General features: G+C 67.2%; 14 protein-coding genes. 5 read left to right on the plus strand and 9 right to left on the minus strand.

Annotation, left to right across the window (positions count from 1 at the left end):
- Positions 1–3: 3 nt before the first annotated feature.
- Complete coding sequence (locus OD750_RS04265; RefSeq protein WP_263542967.1) at positions 4–513, plus strand: hypothetical protein; 510 nt, start codon at positions 4–6, stop codon at positions 511–513.
- Between the two features lie 72 nt (positions 514–585).
- The gene (locus OD750_RS04270) at positions 586–1,989 is read left to right on the plus strand and encodes a hypothetical protein (protein WP_263542968.1); all 1,404 of its coding nucleotides are present in this window, start codon (positions 586–588) and stop codon (positions 1,987–1,989) included.
- A 125-nt stretch (positions 1,990–2,114) separates the two neighbouring features.
- Here the strand turns inward: OD750_RS04270 and lpxH are convergent, their stop codons facing one another.
- The 8 genes from lpxH to OD750_RS04310 form a co-directional block, all read right to left on the minus strand.
- Positions 2,115–2,840 carry a UDP-2,3-diacylglucosamine diphosphatase gene (gene lpxH / locus OD750_RS04275; RefSeq protein WP_263542969.1) on the minus strand — a complete coding sequence of 242 codons (726 nt, stop codon included), beginning with the start codon at positions 2,838–2,840 and terminating at the stop codon, positions 2,115–2,117.
- Positions 2,841–2,895: 55 nt separating this feature from the next.
- Positions 2,896–3,549, minus strand: coding sequence for a peptidylprolyl isomerase (locus tag OD750_RS04280; protein WP_425508206.1), 654 nt, complete (start codon positions 3,547–3,549; stop codon positions 2,896–2,898).
- 69 nt (positions 3,550–3,618) lie between these two features.
- Positions 3,619–5,163: an exopolyphosphatase gene (gene ppx / locus OD750_RS04285; protein WP_263542970.1), complete on the minus strand. Its 1,545-nt coding sequence runs from the start codon at positions 5,161–5,163 to the stop codon at positions 3,619–3,621.
- Between the two features lie 56 nt (positions 5,164–5,219).
- Positions 5,220–7,307, minus strand: coding sequence for a polyphosphate kinase 1 (ppk1, locus tag OD750_RS04290; protein ID WP_263542971.1), 2,088 nt, complete (start codon positions 7,305–7,307; stop codon positions 5,220–5,222).
- Positions 7,304–8,245, minus strand: a complete 942-nt coding sequence (locus OD750_RS04295; RefSeq protein WP_263542972.1) for a PstS family phosphate ABC transporter substrate-binding protein — start codon at positions 8,243–8,245, stop codon at positions 7,304–7,306. Before OD750_RS04295 ends, ppk1 begins: the two co-directional genes overlap by 4 nt.
- Entirely contained in the window at positions 8,245–9,558 is a 1,314-nt protein-coding gene (phoR, locus tag OD750_RS04300; protein ID WP_263542973.1) for a phosphate regulon sensor histidine kinase PhoR, read from the minus strand. The genes OD750_RS04295 and phoR overlap by 1 nt, the downstream gene beginning before the upstream one ends.
- 43 nt (positions 9,559–9,601) lie before the next feature.
- Entirely contained in the window at positions 9,602–10,291 is a 690-nt protein-coding gene (phoB, locus tag OD750_RS04305; protein ID WP_263542974.1) for a phosphate regulon transcriptional regulator PhoB, read from the minus strand.
- 47 nt (positions 10,292–10,338) lie between these two features.
- Positions 10,339–12,030, minus strand: a complete 1,692-nt coding sequence (locus tag OD750_RS04310; RefSeq protein ID WP_263542975.1) for a M48 family metalloprotease — start codon at positions 12,028–12,030, stop codon at positions 10,339–10,341.
- A 204-nt stretch (positions 12,031–12,234) separates the two neighbouring features.
- Between OD750_RS04310 and grxC the strand changes: the two genes are divergently transcribed.
- Complete coding sequence (gene grxC / locus OD750_RS04315; protein ID WP_263542976.1) at positions 12,235–12,498, plus strand: glutaredoxin 3; 264 nt, start codon at positions 12,235–12,237, stop codon at positions 12,496–12,498.
- Complete coding sequence (locus tag OD750_RS04320) at positions 12,495–12,881, plus strand: carboxymuconolactone decarboxylase family protein (protein WP_263542977.1); 387 nt, start codon at positions 12,495–12,497, stop codon at positions 12,879–12,881. The genes grxC and OD750_RS04320 overlap by 4 nt, the downstream gene beginning before the upstream one ends.
- On the opposite strand, the gene OD750_RS04325 is transcribed toward OD750_RS04320, so the two are convergent.
- Positions 12,878–14,002: a hypothetical protein gene (locus tag OD750_RS04325; RefSeq protein ID WP_263542978.1), complete on the minus strand. Its 1,125-nt coding sequence runs from the start codon at positions 14,000–14,002 to the stop codon at positions 12,878–12,880. The genes OD750_RS04320 and OD750_RS04325 overlap by 4 nt on opposite strands.
- A 99-nt stretch (positions 14,003–14,101) precedes the next feature.
- On the opposite strand from OD750_RS04325, the gene OD750_RS04330 reads away from it, so the two are divergent.
- Positions 14,102–15,130 (plus strand): isocitrate dehydrogenase, encoded by a 1,029-nt coding sequence (locus OD750_RS04330; RefSeq protein ID WP_263542979.1) that lies wholly within the window; start codon positions 14,102–14,104, stop codon positions 15,128–15,130.
- Positions 15,131–15,184: the final 54 nt, after the last annotated feature.

Genomic DNA, 15,184 nt, shown 5'->3' on the forward strand with positions numbered 1-15,184 from the left:
AACGTGAAGAAAAATGCGCTCCTGCTCGCTTTTGGTGTTGCCGCTCTTGGAACCGTTTCGTTCGCCCAGGCCCAGACCTGCGCTTCGCCGCTGACCCCGACCGCGCCGCCGCAGGGCAGTCAGGTCGCCGGCAACAGCTGCGGCGGCACGAACTCGATCGGCACGATGTGCGGCCTGTTCGATTCGACGACGTTCAACGACGTGATCTATCGCTTCAACGTCGACGCGACCCGCACCGCGACGTCGATCGTCGTGACGAACACGACCCCGACCTGGAACGCGCGCGCGATCGTGCTGTCCGGTTCGTGCTCGCCGGCCGCCGGTTGCCCGGCGCTGGCCGACGACAACGGCGCGGGCGGCAATGAAACGCTGGCCGTGGGCTCGCTCGCCGCCGGCGCGTACTACCTCGTGATCGACACCAGCGGCGACGTTCCGTCGGACGCTTGCGGCAGCTTCACCTGGGCCGCGAACGGCATCCTGCCGGTGCAGCTGACGAACTTCTCGATCGACTAAGAGAAGCGAACTTACAATCGATTTCGATTGTCGAACCCACCCGCGAGGGTGGGTTCTTTTTTGGGAGTTCCAATGGTTTCTTTGCTGGCTTCATTGCTGCTGTCCGGTTCGTATGCCGCGAATCTGCCGATCAGCGCGTCCGCGTGCGAATTCGGCGAGGTCTATCAGGGGCAGCCGGCCGAATGTCTCGTCGAGTTCGTGAACCTCAGCGACAAGCCCGTCAAACTCTCGGCGTTGACGGCGAAGCGACCGAACGACCGGCTCGATGTCGATACGCTGGTTCTCGCGCCGAAATCGACCGGCCACGTCAGATTGCACGTCGACACGTCGCTGGATATCGGCACGGCGCATCACCCGTTGAGCCTGCGCGTGCCCGGCAGCGACAACCCCCTGTCGGTGAACTCGCGCGGCTTCGTGATGAGCGTGTTCGACCATGGCGAGCTGAAGGTCGATCTCGGAACGGTTTCGTTGGCGAATGGCGACCGCAAGCCCGAATCGCTGACGGTATCGAGCGACGAAGACCCCGGCGCGAAGCTCGTCCGCGTTCTTCAGGCGCCGCCGTATCTCGACGTCACGTTGAGCCAGGACGGCCGGACGATCAACGTCGGCCTGCGAGATTCGGCTCCCTGGGGACCGATCGACACGCAAGTCGTCCTCGGTGTCGATTCGGCCAAACAGAAGCAGGTCGCCGTCAAAGTCGTCGGCGATGCGCGCGGCAAGGTGGCACCGAGCAGCAATCCTTTTGCGCTCGATCTCATCCGGCGCGGTAGCGGTCGTCACGAATACATCATTCCGTTGACCGACGTTTCGGGCGAGGCACTCAAGGTCGGCCGGCTCACGCTCGAGGGCATCGAAGGGCGAGTCCGCAACCAGCCCTGCGTTCCGGAGCGCAAGGACTGCCGTTGGCTGAAACTGGAAATCTCCGACAAACAGCCGACCGGCCGAATCGACGGAAAGCTGCTGGTGCAACTTCCCGGCTACGGGCAGGCCTTGCCGATCTATCTGTGGGGCCTGATGGTCAACGCGGACACCAAGATTCGCGACGGCGACGAAGAGCTGCGCAAATCGGCCGAGAAGGCCGCGGCCCAGGCTGAATCCGCGGGTGCTTCGCCGGTTTTCAGCGCCGCGCCGAAACCCGGCAATCTCGTCGACGAACTCAAGCGCGCGACGAAATCGTCGTCGCAGGCGCAGATTCCCGGCACGGGGCCGCTGTTGCGCTGGCAGGTGGCGAACGAGGCGCCGCTCTACGGCTACGTCGTCTATCGCGCAGGCTCGGCCGACGGTCCGTGGAAGCGCGTCAACGGCGAAACGATTCGCGTCGTCACCGAGGACAACGCCGGCGGTTCATACAGTTGGCGCGACCAGTCGGCCGTACCGGGCGAGCACTACTGGTACTACATCGGCACGATCGACTTCCGCGGCAAGCGCGAGCGCCTGACGACGCCGAGCGAAGTCGTCGTCAAGGCGGCGCAGTAGTCGCGACGCGAATGCAGCACTCGTGGTGCGGCTGACGCGCCGCGAGTGCTCCGCCGCTTCGTTGAAGGTTTTCCGGTCGTTTCAAGCAAGGCCGGGTCGGCGGGCGCAGATTTTCCGTGCAGCCGTCAGCGCAGTGCTTCGCGCCGAATGCCGTCTTCGCTGACCACCAGCATTTCACCGTGTTCGCGCCAGTCCGCGATCACCCACCGCTCGCAGCAGCGGCCGTCGACGACGAGTTCGTGCAATGCCGGCCGATGCGTGTGGCCGTGGATCATGCGTGCGACGCCGTGCGCGCGGAACGCCGCAGCGACCGCTTCCGCGGTCACGTCCATGATGTCGCCCGCCATGTTGCTCGTGTGTGCGCGGCTTTGCGCGCGCGCAGCTTCCGCGAACGCGCGACGAGCGGCGAGCGGCTGTGCGAGAAATGTCGCCTGCCATTGCGGATCGCGCAGCTGTACGCGAATTTTCTGATAGGCCGCGTCGTCGACGCACAGCGTATCGCCGTGCAGCAGCAGCGTCGGCGTGCCGTACAGATCGACGACGCGTTCGTCGCCGGGCAACAGCTCCGCGCCCGTCGCTTCGGCAAAGCCCGCGCCGACGAGAAAATCGCGATTGCCGGCCATGAACCGGCACGGCACGCCGCTGTCGGACAGCTCGCGCAGCGCGCGCCGCACGTCGAGCCCGAGCGCGCCGTCGTCGTCGTCGCCGATCCAGCTTTCGAACAGGTCGCCGAGGATGTACACGGCGTCGGCCGCGCGCGCGGTCGTGCGCGTAAAGCGCAGGAAGATGTCGGTGAGGTCGGGTCGCGATTCCTGCAGGTGCAGGTCGGACACGAAGAGCGTCGCGCTCATGCCGATCGCATCGCTGCTTGCGAAGGGCGCGCGATGCGCCCTTCGCGTGCGGCGCTTACTTGACGATGTCGACCTTGTCGATCGTGATCGTCGTCTTCGGCACGTCGCTGACGAACGGGCCCTGGGCACCGGTCTCGACGGCCTTGATCTTGTCGACGACGTCCATGCCCGACGTGACCTTGCCGAACACGGCGTAGCCGTAGGTCATGCCGCTCTGGTCGCTGACGTAGTCGAGGCGCTTGTTGTCGACGAGGTTGATGAAGAACTGCGCCGTCGCCGAATGCGGATCGTTGGTGCGCGCCATCGAGACCGTGCCGCGCAGGTTCGACAGGCCGTTGTTCGCTTCGTTGTGGATCGGTGCGCGCGCGCGCTTCTGGGTCAGATCCTTCGTGAAGCCGCCGCCCTGGATCATGAAATTGTCGATGACGCGGTGGAACACCGTGCCGTCGTAGAAGCCTTCCTTCGCGTACTGCAGGAAATTCTCGACCGACTTGGGCGCCTTGTCGGCGAAGAGTTCGAGCGTGATGTCGCCCATCGACGTATGCAGGACGACGGTCTGGTTCGCCGGCTTCGCGGCGTCGGCGGCCGGCGCGGCGGCGGCGGGCTTCGCGGCCGGCGCGGGTTTGGTTTCGGCCGGTTTCGTGCCGGCCTGGGCCAGGACGGTCAGCGGCGCGAGCAGGGCAAAGGCGAGCAGATAGCGCTTCAGCACAGTCAATCTCCTTGGGAGGGGAAGACGCAATGATACCCGCGCACCGCCGCTGTTGCTCGGACCGCGCGCTCAGGCCGCGCGCTCGGGCGCGTCGACGCGGTCGGCGACGCGCAGCTGCAGCTTCAATCCCAGCGCCTTCAAGTGATCGCGTTCCTGGTCGAGGTCGGCGACCGACAGCGGATGCTGCTCGAGCCAGGTGCGCGGCAGCTTCAGTTCGAGACTGCGATCGTCACCCTTGAGCTGCATCGGCGGCAGCGGATCGGCGCTGCGCGCGCGTTGCAGCAGCACGGCGAGACGCAGCAGCGCGGTGATGCGCATGGCGGTGCGCCGCAGGCGTTCGGGCAGCGCGGCAAGCAGATCCTCGTCCGGCTTGCGCCGATGGCAGCGCAGGATGGTCGCGAGCAGTTCCTGTTCCTGCCGGCTGAAGCCGGCGAGATCGGAGTTGCGCACGATGTACGCGCCGTGCAGGTGGTGCTGGCTGTGCGCGATGGCGATGCCGATCTCGTGGATGCGGGCGGTCCAGCGCAGCCAGTCCAGCGCTTCGGCGCCGAGCTGCCAGTCGTCGTTGATGAGGTCGAACAACGCGACCGCCGTATCTTCGACCCGCTGCGACTGCGCGCGGTCGGCGTCGTAGCGCCGCACGAGCGCCGCGATCGTCGCGGTGCGCGGGTCGCGCTCCTCGGCGCGGCCGACCATGTCGTACAGCAGGCCCTCGCGCATCGCCGTTTCGCAGACCTGCATGTGATCCAGGCGCAGCGCGTCGAATGCCGCTTCGAGAATCGCCACGCCGCCGCAGAGCACGGCCTGGCGTTCTTCCGACAGCCCCGTCAGCCGGATGCGTTCGATCGCGCCGAACGCGAGCAGCGCGTCGCGCAGGCTGGCGAGACCCGCGCGCGTGATGCCCGATTCGCTCCAGCCGTTCGCTTCGAGCACGTTGCCGATCGCGCGAATCGTGCCCGACGAGCCGATCGTTTCGCCCCAGCCGCGGGCACGGTAGTCGGCGGCGAACTGCTGCAGCTCGACGCCGATTTCGGTTTGCGCCTGGCGCCAGCGCTTGTTGTTGAGCTTGCCGTCGCCGAAGAAGCGCAGCGTGCTGGCGACGCAGCCCATCTGCAGACTTTCGGTTTCGAGCGCGTCGAGCCCCAGGCCGATGATGAACTCGGTGCTGCCGCCGCCGATGTCGATGGCGAGGCGGCGTTCGCGCGATTCGGGCAGCCCGTGCGCGACGCCGAGGTAGATCAGGCGCGCTTCTTCGCGGCCCGACACCACTTCGATCGGATGGCCGAGCGCGGTTTCGGCGGGCAGCAGAAACGCGTGCGGCGCGCTCATGCGGCGCACCGTGTTCGTCGCGACGGCGCGCACGCGGCCCTGCGGCAGCGCGCGCAGGCGCTGGCCGAAGCGCGCGAGGCACCCCAGCGCGCGATCGCGGCGTTCGGCGTCGAGGTTGCCGTCGCGTGTCAGGCCCGCCGCGAGGCGCACGCTGTCGCGCAGACGGTCGATCACGCGCAGCTCGCCGTGCTGATAGCGCGCCACCACCATGTGAAAGCTGTTCGAACCGAGGTCGACCGCGGCGAGCAGTTCCCCATCCCTGATTGGCGTTTTGCCCTTGGACACGCGAGCCCCGTCGTCGATGTGGCCGGCGAATTCTGCCACGACGGCGCGCGGCGTCGTCACATGCACAGCTTGGCGACCAGGGAGAGCTGCGCCGAGTGCGGCATTTCCTCGCCGGGCTCCACGCGCGTGTAGCCGCCGTCGGGGCCGAGCAGCCATGCCTGCGTATTGTCCGCGAGGAAGTTCGCCAGGGATTCGTCGTAGACGCGCTGCGCCAGCGCCGGGTCGAGAATCGGAAAACACGTCTCGATACGGCGTAGCAGGTTGCGTTCCATCCAGTCGGCGCTCGCGCAGTAGATTTCGGCGTTGCCGTCGTTGCCGAACCAGTACACGCGGCTGTGTTCGAGGAAGCGGCCGATCACCGAGCGCACGCGAATGTTCTCCGACACGCCCGCAATGCCCGGCAGCAGCGCGCACGCGCCGCGCACGATGAGGTCGATCTGCACGCCGGCGCGCGACGCCGCGTACAGCTGCTCGATCACGCCCGCTTCGTTCAACGCGTTCATCTTCGCGATGATGCGCGCCGGCCGGCCGGCCTGCGCGTGCGCGATCTCGCGTTCGATCTTTTCCAGCAGGCCCTTGTGCAGCGTGAACGGCGATTGCATCAGGCGCTTGAGCTTGATCACCGTGCCGAGGCCCGACAGCTGCTGGAACAGCTTGTGCACGTCCTCGCCGATGTCGGGGTTCGCGGTCATCAGGCCGAAGTCGGTGTAGATGCGCGACGTGATCTGATGGTAGTTTCCGGTGGACAAGTGCACATAGCGGCGAAGTTTGCCTTCTTCGCGGCGCACGATCAGCAGCATCTTCGCGTGCGTCTTGTAGCCGACCACGCCGTAGACGACCTGCACGCCGGCTTCCTGCAGACGATTGGCGAGGCGGATGTTCGCTTCCTCGTCGAAACGCGCGCGCAGCTCGACGACGACGGTGACGTCCTTGCCGTTGCGCGCCGCTTCGACGAGGTGCGTGACGAGCGGCGAGTAGTCGCCGGTGCGGTACAGCGTCTGCTTGATCGCGAGCACGCCAGGATCCTGGCTCGCCTGCCGCACGAGCTCGACGACGGCGCCGAACGACTCGAACGGGTGGTGCAGGAGGATGTCCTGCTCGCGCACGATGTCGAGCACCGGCGCGCCCGCCAGCAGCGCCGGCGCGGTGCGCGGCGTGAACTTCGGAAACTTGAGGTCGGGACGGTCGACCTGGTCGTAGATCGTCGTGATGCGGTTGATGTTGACCGGGCCTGCGCAGCGATAGACGTCCTGCTCGGTCAGGCTGAAGTTCGCCATCAGCATTTCGGTGATCGCCTTCGGGCACGACTCGGCGATCTCCAGGCGCACCGGATGCGCGTAGCCGCGGCCGGCGAGTTCGTCCGACAGCGCGGCGGCGAGGTTTTCCACTTCGTCCTCGTCGACGACGAGCTCGCTGTTGCGCGTGACGCGGAACTGGTACGAGCCGTCCACGCGCATGCCCGGAAACATCTCGTCGATGAACTGCTGCAGGATGCCGGCGAGGAACACGAAATCGTACGGCGACTCGGCGACTTCCGCGGGCAGCCGGATGATGCGCGGCAGCGAGCGCGGCGCGCGCACGAGCGCCATGTGGCCTTCGCGGCCGAACGCATCCTTGCCCTTGAGCACGACCGCGAGGTTGAGGCTCTTGTTGAGGATGCGCGGAAACGGATGCGCCGGGTCGAGCCCGAGCGGCGACAGCACCGGCATGATCTCGTTCTGGAAATAGCCTTGCAGCCAGCGCTTCTGTTTGACCGTCCACTTGTCGCGCGTGACGAAGCGGATGCCTTCTTCGCCGAGCGCGGGCTGCAGGATGTCGTTCCAGAATTCGTACTGCGCGCGCACGAGTTCGAGCGCGCGGGCGCGGATGCGCGTGAGCACGTCGGCCGGAGCGAGACCGTCCGGTCCCGGCAGGTGCGTGCCGAGCGCGATCTGCTGGCGCAGCACGGCGACGCGCACCTCGAAGAATTCGTCGAGGTTGCTGTTGGATATGCACAGGAAGCGCAGACGCTCGAGCAGCGGCACGCGCTCGTCGTAGGCCTGCGAGAGCACGCGGAAGTTGAACTCGAGCTGCGCGAGCTCACGATTGAAATACAGGCTCGGATCTTTCAGATCGCGTGCCATCGGCGTAGTGAGCAGGTTCATTCGACCAGATTCCGTTGGGCGGCGAGTTCGGCGGGCGGCAGCGCGACGAAGCCTTGCTGAGCGACCATCGCCTGCGCTTCGTCGCTGAGCGCGAAACGCAGGAAGCCGGCCGCCGCGGCTTGCGCCTTGCCGTCCGCGCCGCGGTTGAAATACAGGTACAGCGGACGTGACAGAGGATAGCGCCCCGATGCGACAGTTTCGGGCGTCGGCAGCACGGCGGGGCCGTCCGGCGACGCGGCGATCGCGAGCGTCTTGACGAGGCCGTTGACGTAGCCGAATCCCGCGTTGCCGATCGCGTGGGGCTGCGACGCGACCGCCGCGACGATCGCGCCGGAGCCTGGAAACTGCACGACGTCGGCACGGTAGTCGCCGCCGCACAGCGCACGGTCGCGAAAGAACTCGAACGTGCCCGACGCGGTGTTGCGGCCGGTGCGCAGCAGCGGCCGAGCCGCGAGCGCGGTGTCGCCGACCGCAAGATCGCTCCAGTGCTCGACGGCGGCGACCGCGCCGCAGCGCCGGCCGTTCGACCAGATCGCGTCGAGCTGGCGCGCATCGATCGTCGCGAGCGGATTGTCCGGATGCACGAATACGGCGATCGCGTCGAGGGCGATGCGCACGCGGCCCGGTTCGCCGCCGCGGCGTGCGCGGTACGCGTCGCGTTCGGCGTCGGTCATGGCGCGGCTCATCGGGCCGAGATCGGCCGAACCGCTCGCCAACGCGAGCGGCGCGCCGGCGGAGCCGGGCGTCTGCAGCGCGATGCGCAGGTCCGGATGCGTCTGCCGGTACGCCTGCATCCAGCGCAGCATGAGGTTGCCGAGCGTGTCGGAGCCGACGCTCGTCAGCGCCGGCGCCTCGCGCGCGACGGATGCGTTTGCGCAAAGTAGAAGAACGCACAACGCGGCAGCGCGCAGCGCGACGCCGGCCGCGAGGGCGCGCATCACGCTTCCTCGCCGACCGGCGCGGGCTGCAGGATTCGTTCGGGGCCGAACACGCAAGAGAACGTGCTGCCGACGCCGACTTCGCTGTCGATCGTCAGATGCGCCTGATGCAGCTGCAGCACGTGCTTGACGATCGAGAGGCCGAGGCCGGTGCCGCCGGTCTCGCGCGAGCGGCTCGTCGAAACGCGGTAGAAGCGTTCGGTGATGCGCGGCAGGTGCGAAGGCGCGATCCCCTGGCCGGTGTCGACGACCGAAAATACGCGACCGCCGTCGCGCGGCGCCCAGCGGATGCGGATCGTGCCGCCGTTCGGCGTGTAGCGCACGGCGTTGATGACGAGATTCGAGAACGCGCTGTGCAGTTCCTTGGTCGAACCGAGCAGGTCGGCCTCGTCGGCGGCTTCCACGACGATCGCGTGCCGGCCCTGGCTCAGCGCGTCGGCTTCGCGCTTGAGCGTGCGCAGCATCGCGGCCATCGCCACGCGTTCTTCCGGCAGGCTGTCCTGCGCTTCCAGCCGCGACAGCGTCAACAGGTCCTCGACGATCTGCGTCATGCGGCGCGACTGCGTGCGCAGTTCGTGGAGAATCGGTTCGAGCTCCGGCAGCTGCTCGGGTTCGATCAGGTCGAGATAGCCGTGCACGACCGTCAGCGGCGTGCGCAGCTCGTGCGAGACGTTGGCGACGAAGTCGCGCCGCACTTGTTCCAGTTGCATCAATTTGGACATGTCGCGCGCGACGAGCAGGCGCTGGCCCGCCGCATACGGAATCAGGCGCAGGCCGAGGCGCAGCGCGTCGTCGGTGGGCGCCGGCACGTCGAGCAGCGATTCGCCGTCGCCCGCTTCGAGCCACGCGGTGACGCGCGGCGAACGCACGAGATTCGAAAAATGCCCGCCGACGTCCTGCGGATACGAAAGGCCGAGGAGGCGCGACGCGGCGTCGTTGAACCACAGGATGCGGCCGTCGTCGTCCATGACGACCGTGGCGTCCGGCAATGCCGCAGCGGTGGTGCGGAACGCGCGCAGGAGATGCACGAGCCGGCGCTTGCTGGCGAGCGCGGTGCGATGGCTGCGGTGCAGGCCGCGGTAGATCGAACCCCAGATGCCGGCATCGTCGATCGGCGGCCGGCGCGAGCGGCCGTGCAGCCACCGCTGCAATTGGCGCAGACGCCACAATTGCAGCAGCAGTCCGCCGGCGGCCGCGGCGAGCAGGCATTGCGGCACGGCGTCGAGCGCGAGGCCCGCGACGAGCGCGGCGCCGCCGAGCGCGAACAGGCGCCACAGACTGACCTGCCAGGCCCGATCCTGCCCGGGCGTCATACGGCACCTCGTCCGGAGTTGTGCACGTTCGGCAATTCTACGGCTATGGCGTTACGGAAAAACGGTAGCCGGCACCGCGGACGGTCTGCACGAGGTTTTCGAGCTTGAACGGTTCGAGCGTCTTGCGCAGACGGCGGATGTGCACGTCGACCGTGCGCTCTTCGACGTAGACGCTGCCGCCCCAGACCTGGTCGAGCAGCTGGCTGCGCGAATACACGCGCTCGGGATGCGTCATGAAGAAATGCAGCAGCCGGTATTCGGTCGGGCCGATCTGCACCGTCTGCTCGCCCGCGTAGACGCGGTGCGCGGCGCCGTCGATGCGCAGGCCGCCGAGTTCGATGATGCCGTCGCCTTCGTCGCCGTGCGTGCGGCGCATGACCGCCTTGATGCGCGCGACGAGTTCGCGCGCCGAGAAAGGTTTCACCACGTAGTCGTCGACGCCGGCGTCGAGGCCGTTGACGCGGTCGGTTTCCTCGCCGCGCGCCGTCAGCATGATGATCGGCACCTCGCGCGTGAGTTCCTCCTTGCGCAGCCGGCGGGCGTATTCGAGGCCGCTCATGCCGGGCAGCATCCAGTCGAGAAGAATCATGTCCGGCACGCGCTCGGCGATGGCGGACTGGGCGATGCGTGCATCGGCCGCATGGATCGGGTCCATGCCTGCCTTGCGCAAGGCGAAAGCGACCATGTCGCGGATCGCGGTTTCGTCTTCGACGATCAAAATGCGTTTCTGCACGGTTGCACGAGTGTTGCGGCGCGGCGCGACGCTTTATGACAGCGGCGTTATTCCAATGCAGAATTGTTACGTACCGATGACATGGATGCACAAGAGTTTGAATCTTGGCAGGAAAAACCCGGCGCCAGGCGGCCTTGCTCGGCCGGTTTGATGCCGCGGTGGCGCAGCTCGAGCACGATCGGCGTCACTTCGGCGATGCGCGCGTCGATCCGCGAGCGCTGGTAGTAGTCGAGATCGGCGCGGCGCGTCAGCGCCTTGAGCTGGTTCAGCGCGTCTTCGAGACGGCCGTTGAGCAGCGCGACATCGGCGTAGGCCTCGGCGGCGCGGATCTTGTCGCCGGCGAGGTCGGACGCGCGGGCGAACACGCGGTACGGCTCGGGATCGTCGATTTCGGTAGCCAGGATCGGACGCAGCAGTTCCTGCGCCCGGCGCGCGCTCGAGACCTGGCCGTCTTCGATCAGCGTCTGCGCGAACGACAGCGCGATCGCGTTCGAGCCCGGCGAGTTCGCGACGAGCTTTTCGTAGCGCGTCAGCGCGTCGTTGCGGCGTCCCGACTGCGCTTCGGCCTGGGCGAGCGCGATCTGGTAAGGCAGGTTCGCAGGCTGGCTTTCGACGAGCTTGGCGAGGATTTCGCGCGCCTCCTGCGGCCGGCCGGTGCGAATCAGCGCGAGCGCGTTGCCGTAGCGGTTGGCCGGCACGTCGAAGCCGGGTTCGTTCTTGAGATTCGACGCGTAGTAGGTCTGCGTCACGCTCGGCTGGTCCGATGCGAGCACGCGCGCGCGTTCGCGCATCAGCAGAAACGTCAGCGAGCGCGTTTCGCCGTGCGTGGTCGACGGTTGCGCCGGGGCGCGTTTGGCCGGACGGAAGTCGTCGTCGCGCGGGCTGCTGCGCAGATAGGCAAGGTTGCCGCTGCCGAGCGCCGGCAGCTCCGCTTCGGTTTCGACGAGTTTCTCGACGCCTTCGGCGCGCGCCTTGGCGTCGCTGATGCGGTCGACCGTGACCGGATGCGTGCGCAGCAGGTCGGGAATCTTGCCGTCGCCGCCGCCGCCGCGCAGCGTGCGCTCCATGCGTGCGAAGAAACCGGCCATCGCCTGCGGGTCGAAATGCGAGCGCACCAGCGTCTGGATGCCGACGCGGTCGGCTTCGATCTCGTCCTTGCGCGTGAAATTGATCTGGCGCTGCTGGATCAGCGACGTGCCGGTCATCAGCGCGGCTTCGGCGCCGTCGCCGCTCGCGCCTGACGACGCGATCATCGCGCCGATCATCGCGAGCGCGATCGGCAGCGACGCCTTTTTCGAATCCTCGAACGCGCGCAGCAGGTGGTTCTGGCTGATGTGCGCGATTTCGTGCGCGAGCACCGCCGCGACTTCGTCTTCGCTCTGCGCGGTGGTGATGAGACCGGCGTTGACGCCGATGTAGCCGCCGGGTGCGGCGAACGCGTTGATGCCGCTGTCGGCGACGATGAAGAACGTGTAGCGCGTATCGGGCTTGTCGCTGTGCGCAACGAGGCGGTAGCCGAGCGAGTTGATGTAGTCGCCGAGAAGCGGGTCGTCGAGCACCATGCTCAGCGAGCGCATCTCGTGCAGCATGCTCGCGCCGTAGCGCGCTTCTTCCTGGGGCGACATGATCGCGGCGGCGGAACTGCCGATGTCGGGCAGCCGCACGTTGGATTCGCGCGCCGAGGCGAGGCCGGTAGCGGCGAGGCTGGCGAGGGCGATGAGGCAGGAACTCAGGCGCATACGCAAAAAACGGCCGGGGTGGTGATCCGACACCTTAGCGCAGCCGAGGTTCCGCGGCCATCCGCCGGTCTTGCGCGTTCACGCAAGGTTCCGCGGCCCGCGCTGCCGGCCTTGCCGCGCGGCCCGGCGCCCCCATTTCGTCGTCAGGCGCTTGGCAAGCGGCCCGTGGCGGCCGCACCATGCGCGCGGCCAACGGAGACAACGATGCCCAAGATCGAGATGTACACGACCGCGATCTGTCCTTACTGCGTCGCGGCGAAGAACCTGCTGAAAACCAAGGGTCTTTCCTACGAGGAGATCCGCATTGACACTGATCGCACGCGCTTCGACGAAATGCTCGCGCGCAGCCACGGGCGGCGCACCGTGCCGCAGATCTTCATCAACGACACCCACGTCGGCGGCTACGACGATCTCGCCGCGTCCGACCGCAGCGGCAAGCTTGCCGAACTCATCGGGAGCGCCGCATGAGCGACGATCGCGTCAAGGCGTTCACCGATTTCAGAAAGCGCATGAACGAGCGCATTCTCGACCACGACAACCAGGTGGTGCGCCGTTTCTTCGCGCTCGACACGCAGACGTACAAACCCGGCGCGCTCGACGTGCGCACGAAGGAGATGCTGGGCCTGGTCGCATCGATGGTGCTGCGCTGCGACGACTGCATCAGCTACCATATCGCGCAATGTAAAGAAGTGGGCATCACGCGCGACGAGTTCTTCGAGGTGTTCAGCGTCGGCCTCGTCGTCGGCGGTTCGATCGTGATTCCGCACCTGCGCCGTGCCGTCGATTTTCTCGACCGGCTCGAGAGCGGCGAGGCCGAAGGCGCGCAGCCGCACGCCGAACACGCCGTCTAGCGTCGGTCTACCCGCAGCAACTGAACGCGCGTGCCGTCCGGCGCGCGCCCGTCGAGGCGGTTGATGCCGACCGAATCGAATTCGGCCATCAGCACGTTCGACGACGTTTCTAGCAGGCAATGCTCCGGCGGCGCGAGCGCGGTCAAGCGGTCGCGCGCGCAGCGCAGCACGTAGCCGTCGCCGGACAGCACGTACACCTGGAAGTCCGGCATGATCTGCGAGACGAGCCGGATGCGTTCGGCCATCGGCGCCCGGGCGGCGTTTTCGCGCAACAGCACCCATTCGCCTTCCCAGTTGCGCGATCCGCTGTACGACGTCAGCGGCTGGCGCACGAGCGACAGTGCGCGCAGCTTGAGCTTCGGCTGGTCTTCGCCACGCTCATAGCGGCCGAGCCAGACGGTGGCACGCGCGTTGTTCTCGAACTCGATGCGCAGCGTCAGGTTCGCGTCGGCGGCCAGTCCGGCGGCTTTCGCGTCGTCGACGAGCGGCGTTCCGCCGTGCAATCCGACGAGCTCCAGCTTGGCCGAGCGTGCGCGCAACGCGCCGGTGCCGAAATACCAGGTCTGTTCGCCGAGTCCGTCGAAGCCGAACAGCGCGACGGCGAGCGTGTCGCCGTGCATTTCGAAACTGGCGCCGGTGCCGGTGGCACCAGCCCCGCCCTCGCGACTGGGGTCGGGCCACCAGAAACCCGATTCGGCACGCACGACCGGCGGCGAGCCGACTTCGACGAGTTCGAAATCGCGCAGTTCCTGCGCGGCGTTCGGCGTATGCGCGCTGTACAGGCTGATGCGGTAGACGCCCGGCGCAAGGGCGCGGCCGAACTGCGTCACCGGATCGACGGCGATGTCGAACGGCATCGGAATGCGCGCGCACAACGGCTTGTTCGACCGCAGCGCGATGCGGATGTCGCGGTCGGTCAGGGCAGCGCTTTCGATCGACGGCATGCACGGCGTCGGCCATGTGCCGCGCAACCGCAATTGGGGCGTGCCGTCGGCGCGCGCGAGCGCTTCGATGGTCGTGTCCGACTCACCGCTCGTAGCCGCTACGGCGACGCGGTCAGAACCGGCGACGCAGGCGAGCGCCAGCGCGAAAGCCGCGCCCAGGCGTGCCGGAAGGGACAAAGGTCGCATACACGCAAGGTTGTGACGGAATAACCCGATGATCGATAATGCGCAGTTCCCTGCCCCAAGGGCAAGCAGTTCCGGTTATGGAGTTTTCCCATGAGCAAGACAATTGCGGTCATCCGCGGCGACGGCATCGGCCCGGAGATCATGAACGCTACGCTGCGCGTGCTCGATGAACTCAAGGTCGGGTTGCAGTACGAATTCGTCGAAGCGGGCATGGCGGCTCAGGAGCATGTCGGCGAACTGCTGCCGTCCGCGACGCTCGAATCGATCGCACGCCACCGCGTCGCGCTGAAAGGGCCGCTGACGACGCCGATCGGCGGCGGGTTCTCGTCGCTCAACGTCGAATTGCGCAAGCGCTTCGACCTGTACGCGAACGTGCGTCCGGCCATCACCGTGCCGGGCACGAAGGCGCGTTACGAGGGCATCGATCTCATCACCGTGCGCGAGAACACCGAAGGCGCGTACGGTTCGGACGGCCAGGTGTTGTCCGAAGACGGGGACATGGCGCTGTCGCAGATCAAGGTGACGCGCCGCGGCTCCGAGCGCATCGTGCGCTACGCGTTCGACCTCGCGCGCCGCCAGGGTCGCAAGAAGGTCACCGTTGTGCACAAGGCCAACATCATGAAGACGACGTCGGGCCTGTTCCTGAAGGTGGCGCGCGAAGTGGCCGCGCAGTACCCGGAAATCCAGTGCCAGGAAATGATCGTCGACAACACGTGCATGCAGCTCGTGATGAATCCGCACCAGTTCGACGTGATCGTCACGACCAACCTGTTCGGCGACATCATTTCCGACCTGTGCGCCGGCCTCGTCGGCGGCCTGGGCCTCGCGCCGGGCGCGAACATCGGTACCGAAGCGGCGATCTTCGAAGCCGTGCACGGCTCGGCGCCGGACATCGCCGGCAAGGGCATCGCCAATCCGTGCGCGCTGCTCCTGGCCGCGTGCCAGATGCTCGGCCACCTCGGCCTCGAGCCGCAGGCCGAGCGCGTGCGCAATGCGATCCGCGATGTCGTCGGCCGCAAGGACCGCGTGACGCCCGACCTCGGCGGCACCGGCAACACCGACAGCTTCGCCGACGCGCTGATCGACAGCCTGCGCGCGGACGGCAAAGCCGCGGCGTAAATCGCGGCGGTTGGTTTCGGGATAAACGGCACGCCCTCGCGGGCGTGCCGTTTT

This window comes from Tahibacter soli (assembly GCF_025717065.2).
Lineage (GTDB): Bacteria > Pseudomonadota > Gammaproteobacteria > Xanthomonadales > Rhodanobacteraceae > Tahibacter > Tahibacter soli.

What these genes read in the sequence shown, in the direction of transcription:
- OD750_RS04310 (WP_263542975.1), bottom strand. Translation starts at nt 12,030, where the DNA reads ATGCGCCTGAGTTCCTGCCTCATCGCCCTCGCCAGCCTCGCCGCTACC.
- OD750_RS04270 (WP_263542968.1), top strand. Translation starts at nt 586, where the DNA reads ATGGTTTCTTTGCTGGCTTCATTGCTGCTGTCCGGTTCGTATGCCGCG.
- phoR (WP_263542973.1), bottom strand. Translation starts at nt 9,558, where the DNA reads ATGACGCCCGGGCAGGATCGGGCCTGGCAGGTCAGTCTGTGGCGCCTG.
- OD750_RS04330 (WP_263542979.1), top strand. Translation starts at nt 14,102, where the DNA reads ATGAGCAAGACAATTGCGGTCATCCGCGGCGACGGCATCGGCCCGGAG.
- lpxH (WP_263542969.1), bottom strand. Translation starts at nt 2,840, where the DNA reads ATGAGCGCGACGCTCTTCGTGTCCGACCTGCACCTGCAGGAATCGCGA.
- ppk1 (WP_263542971.1), bottom strand. Translation starts at nt 7,307, where the DNA reads ATGAACCTGCTCACTACGCCGATGGCACGCGATCTGAAAGATCCGAGC.
- OD750_RS04295 (WP_263542972.1), bottom strand. Translation starts at nt 8,245, where the DNA reads ATGCGCGCCCTCGCGGCCGGCGTCGCGCTGCGCGCTGCCGCGTTGTGC.
- OD750_RS04320 (WP_263542977.1), top strand. Translation starts at nt 12,495, where the DNA reads ATGAGCGACGATCGCGTCAAGGCGTTCACCGATTTCAGAAAGCGCATG.
- grxC (WP_263542976.1), top strand. Translation starts at nt 12,235, where the DNA reads ATGCCCAAGATCGAGATGTACACGACCGCGATCTGTCCTTACTGCGTC.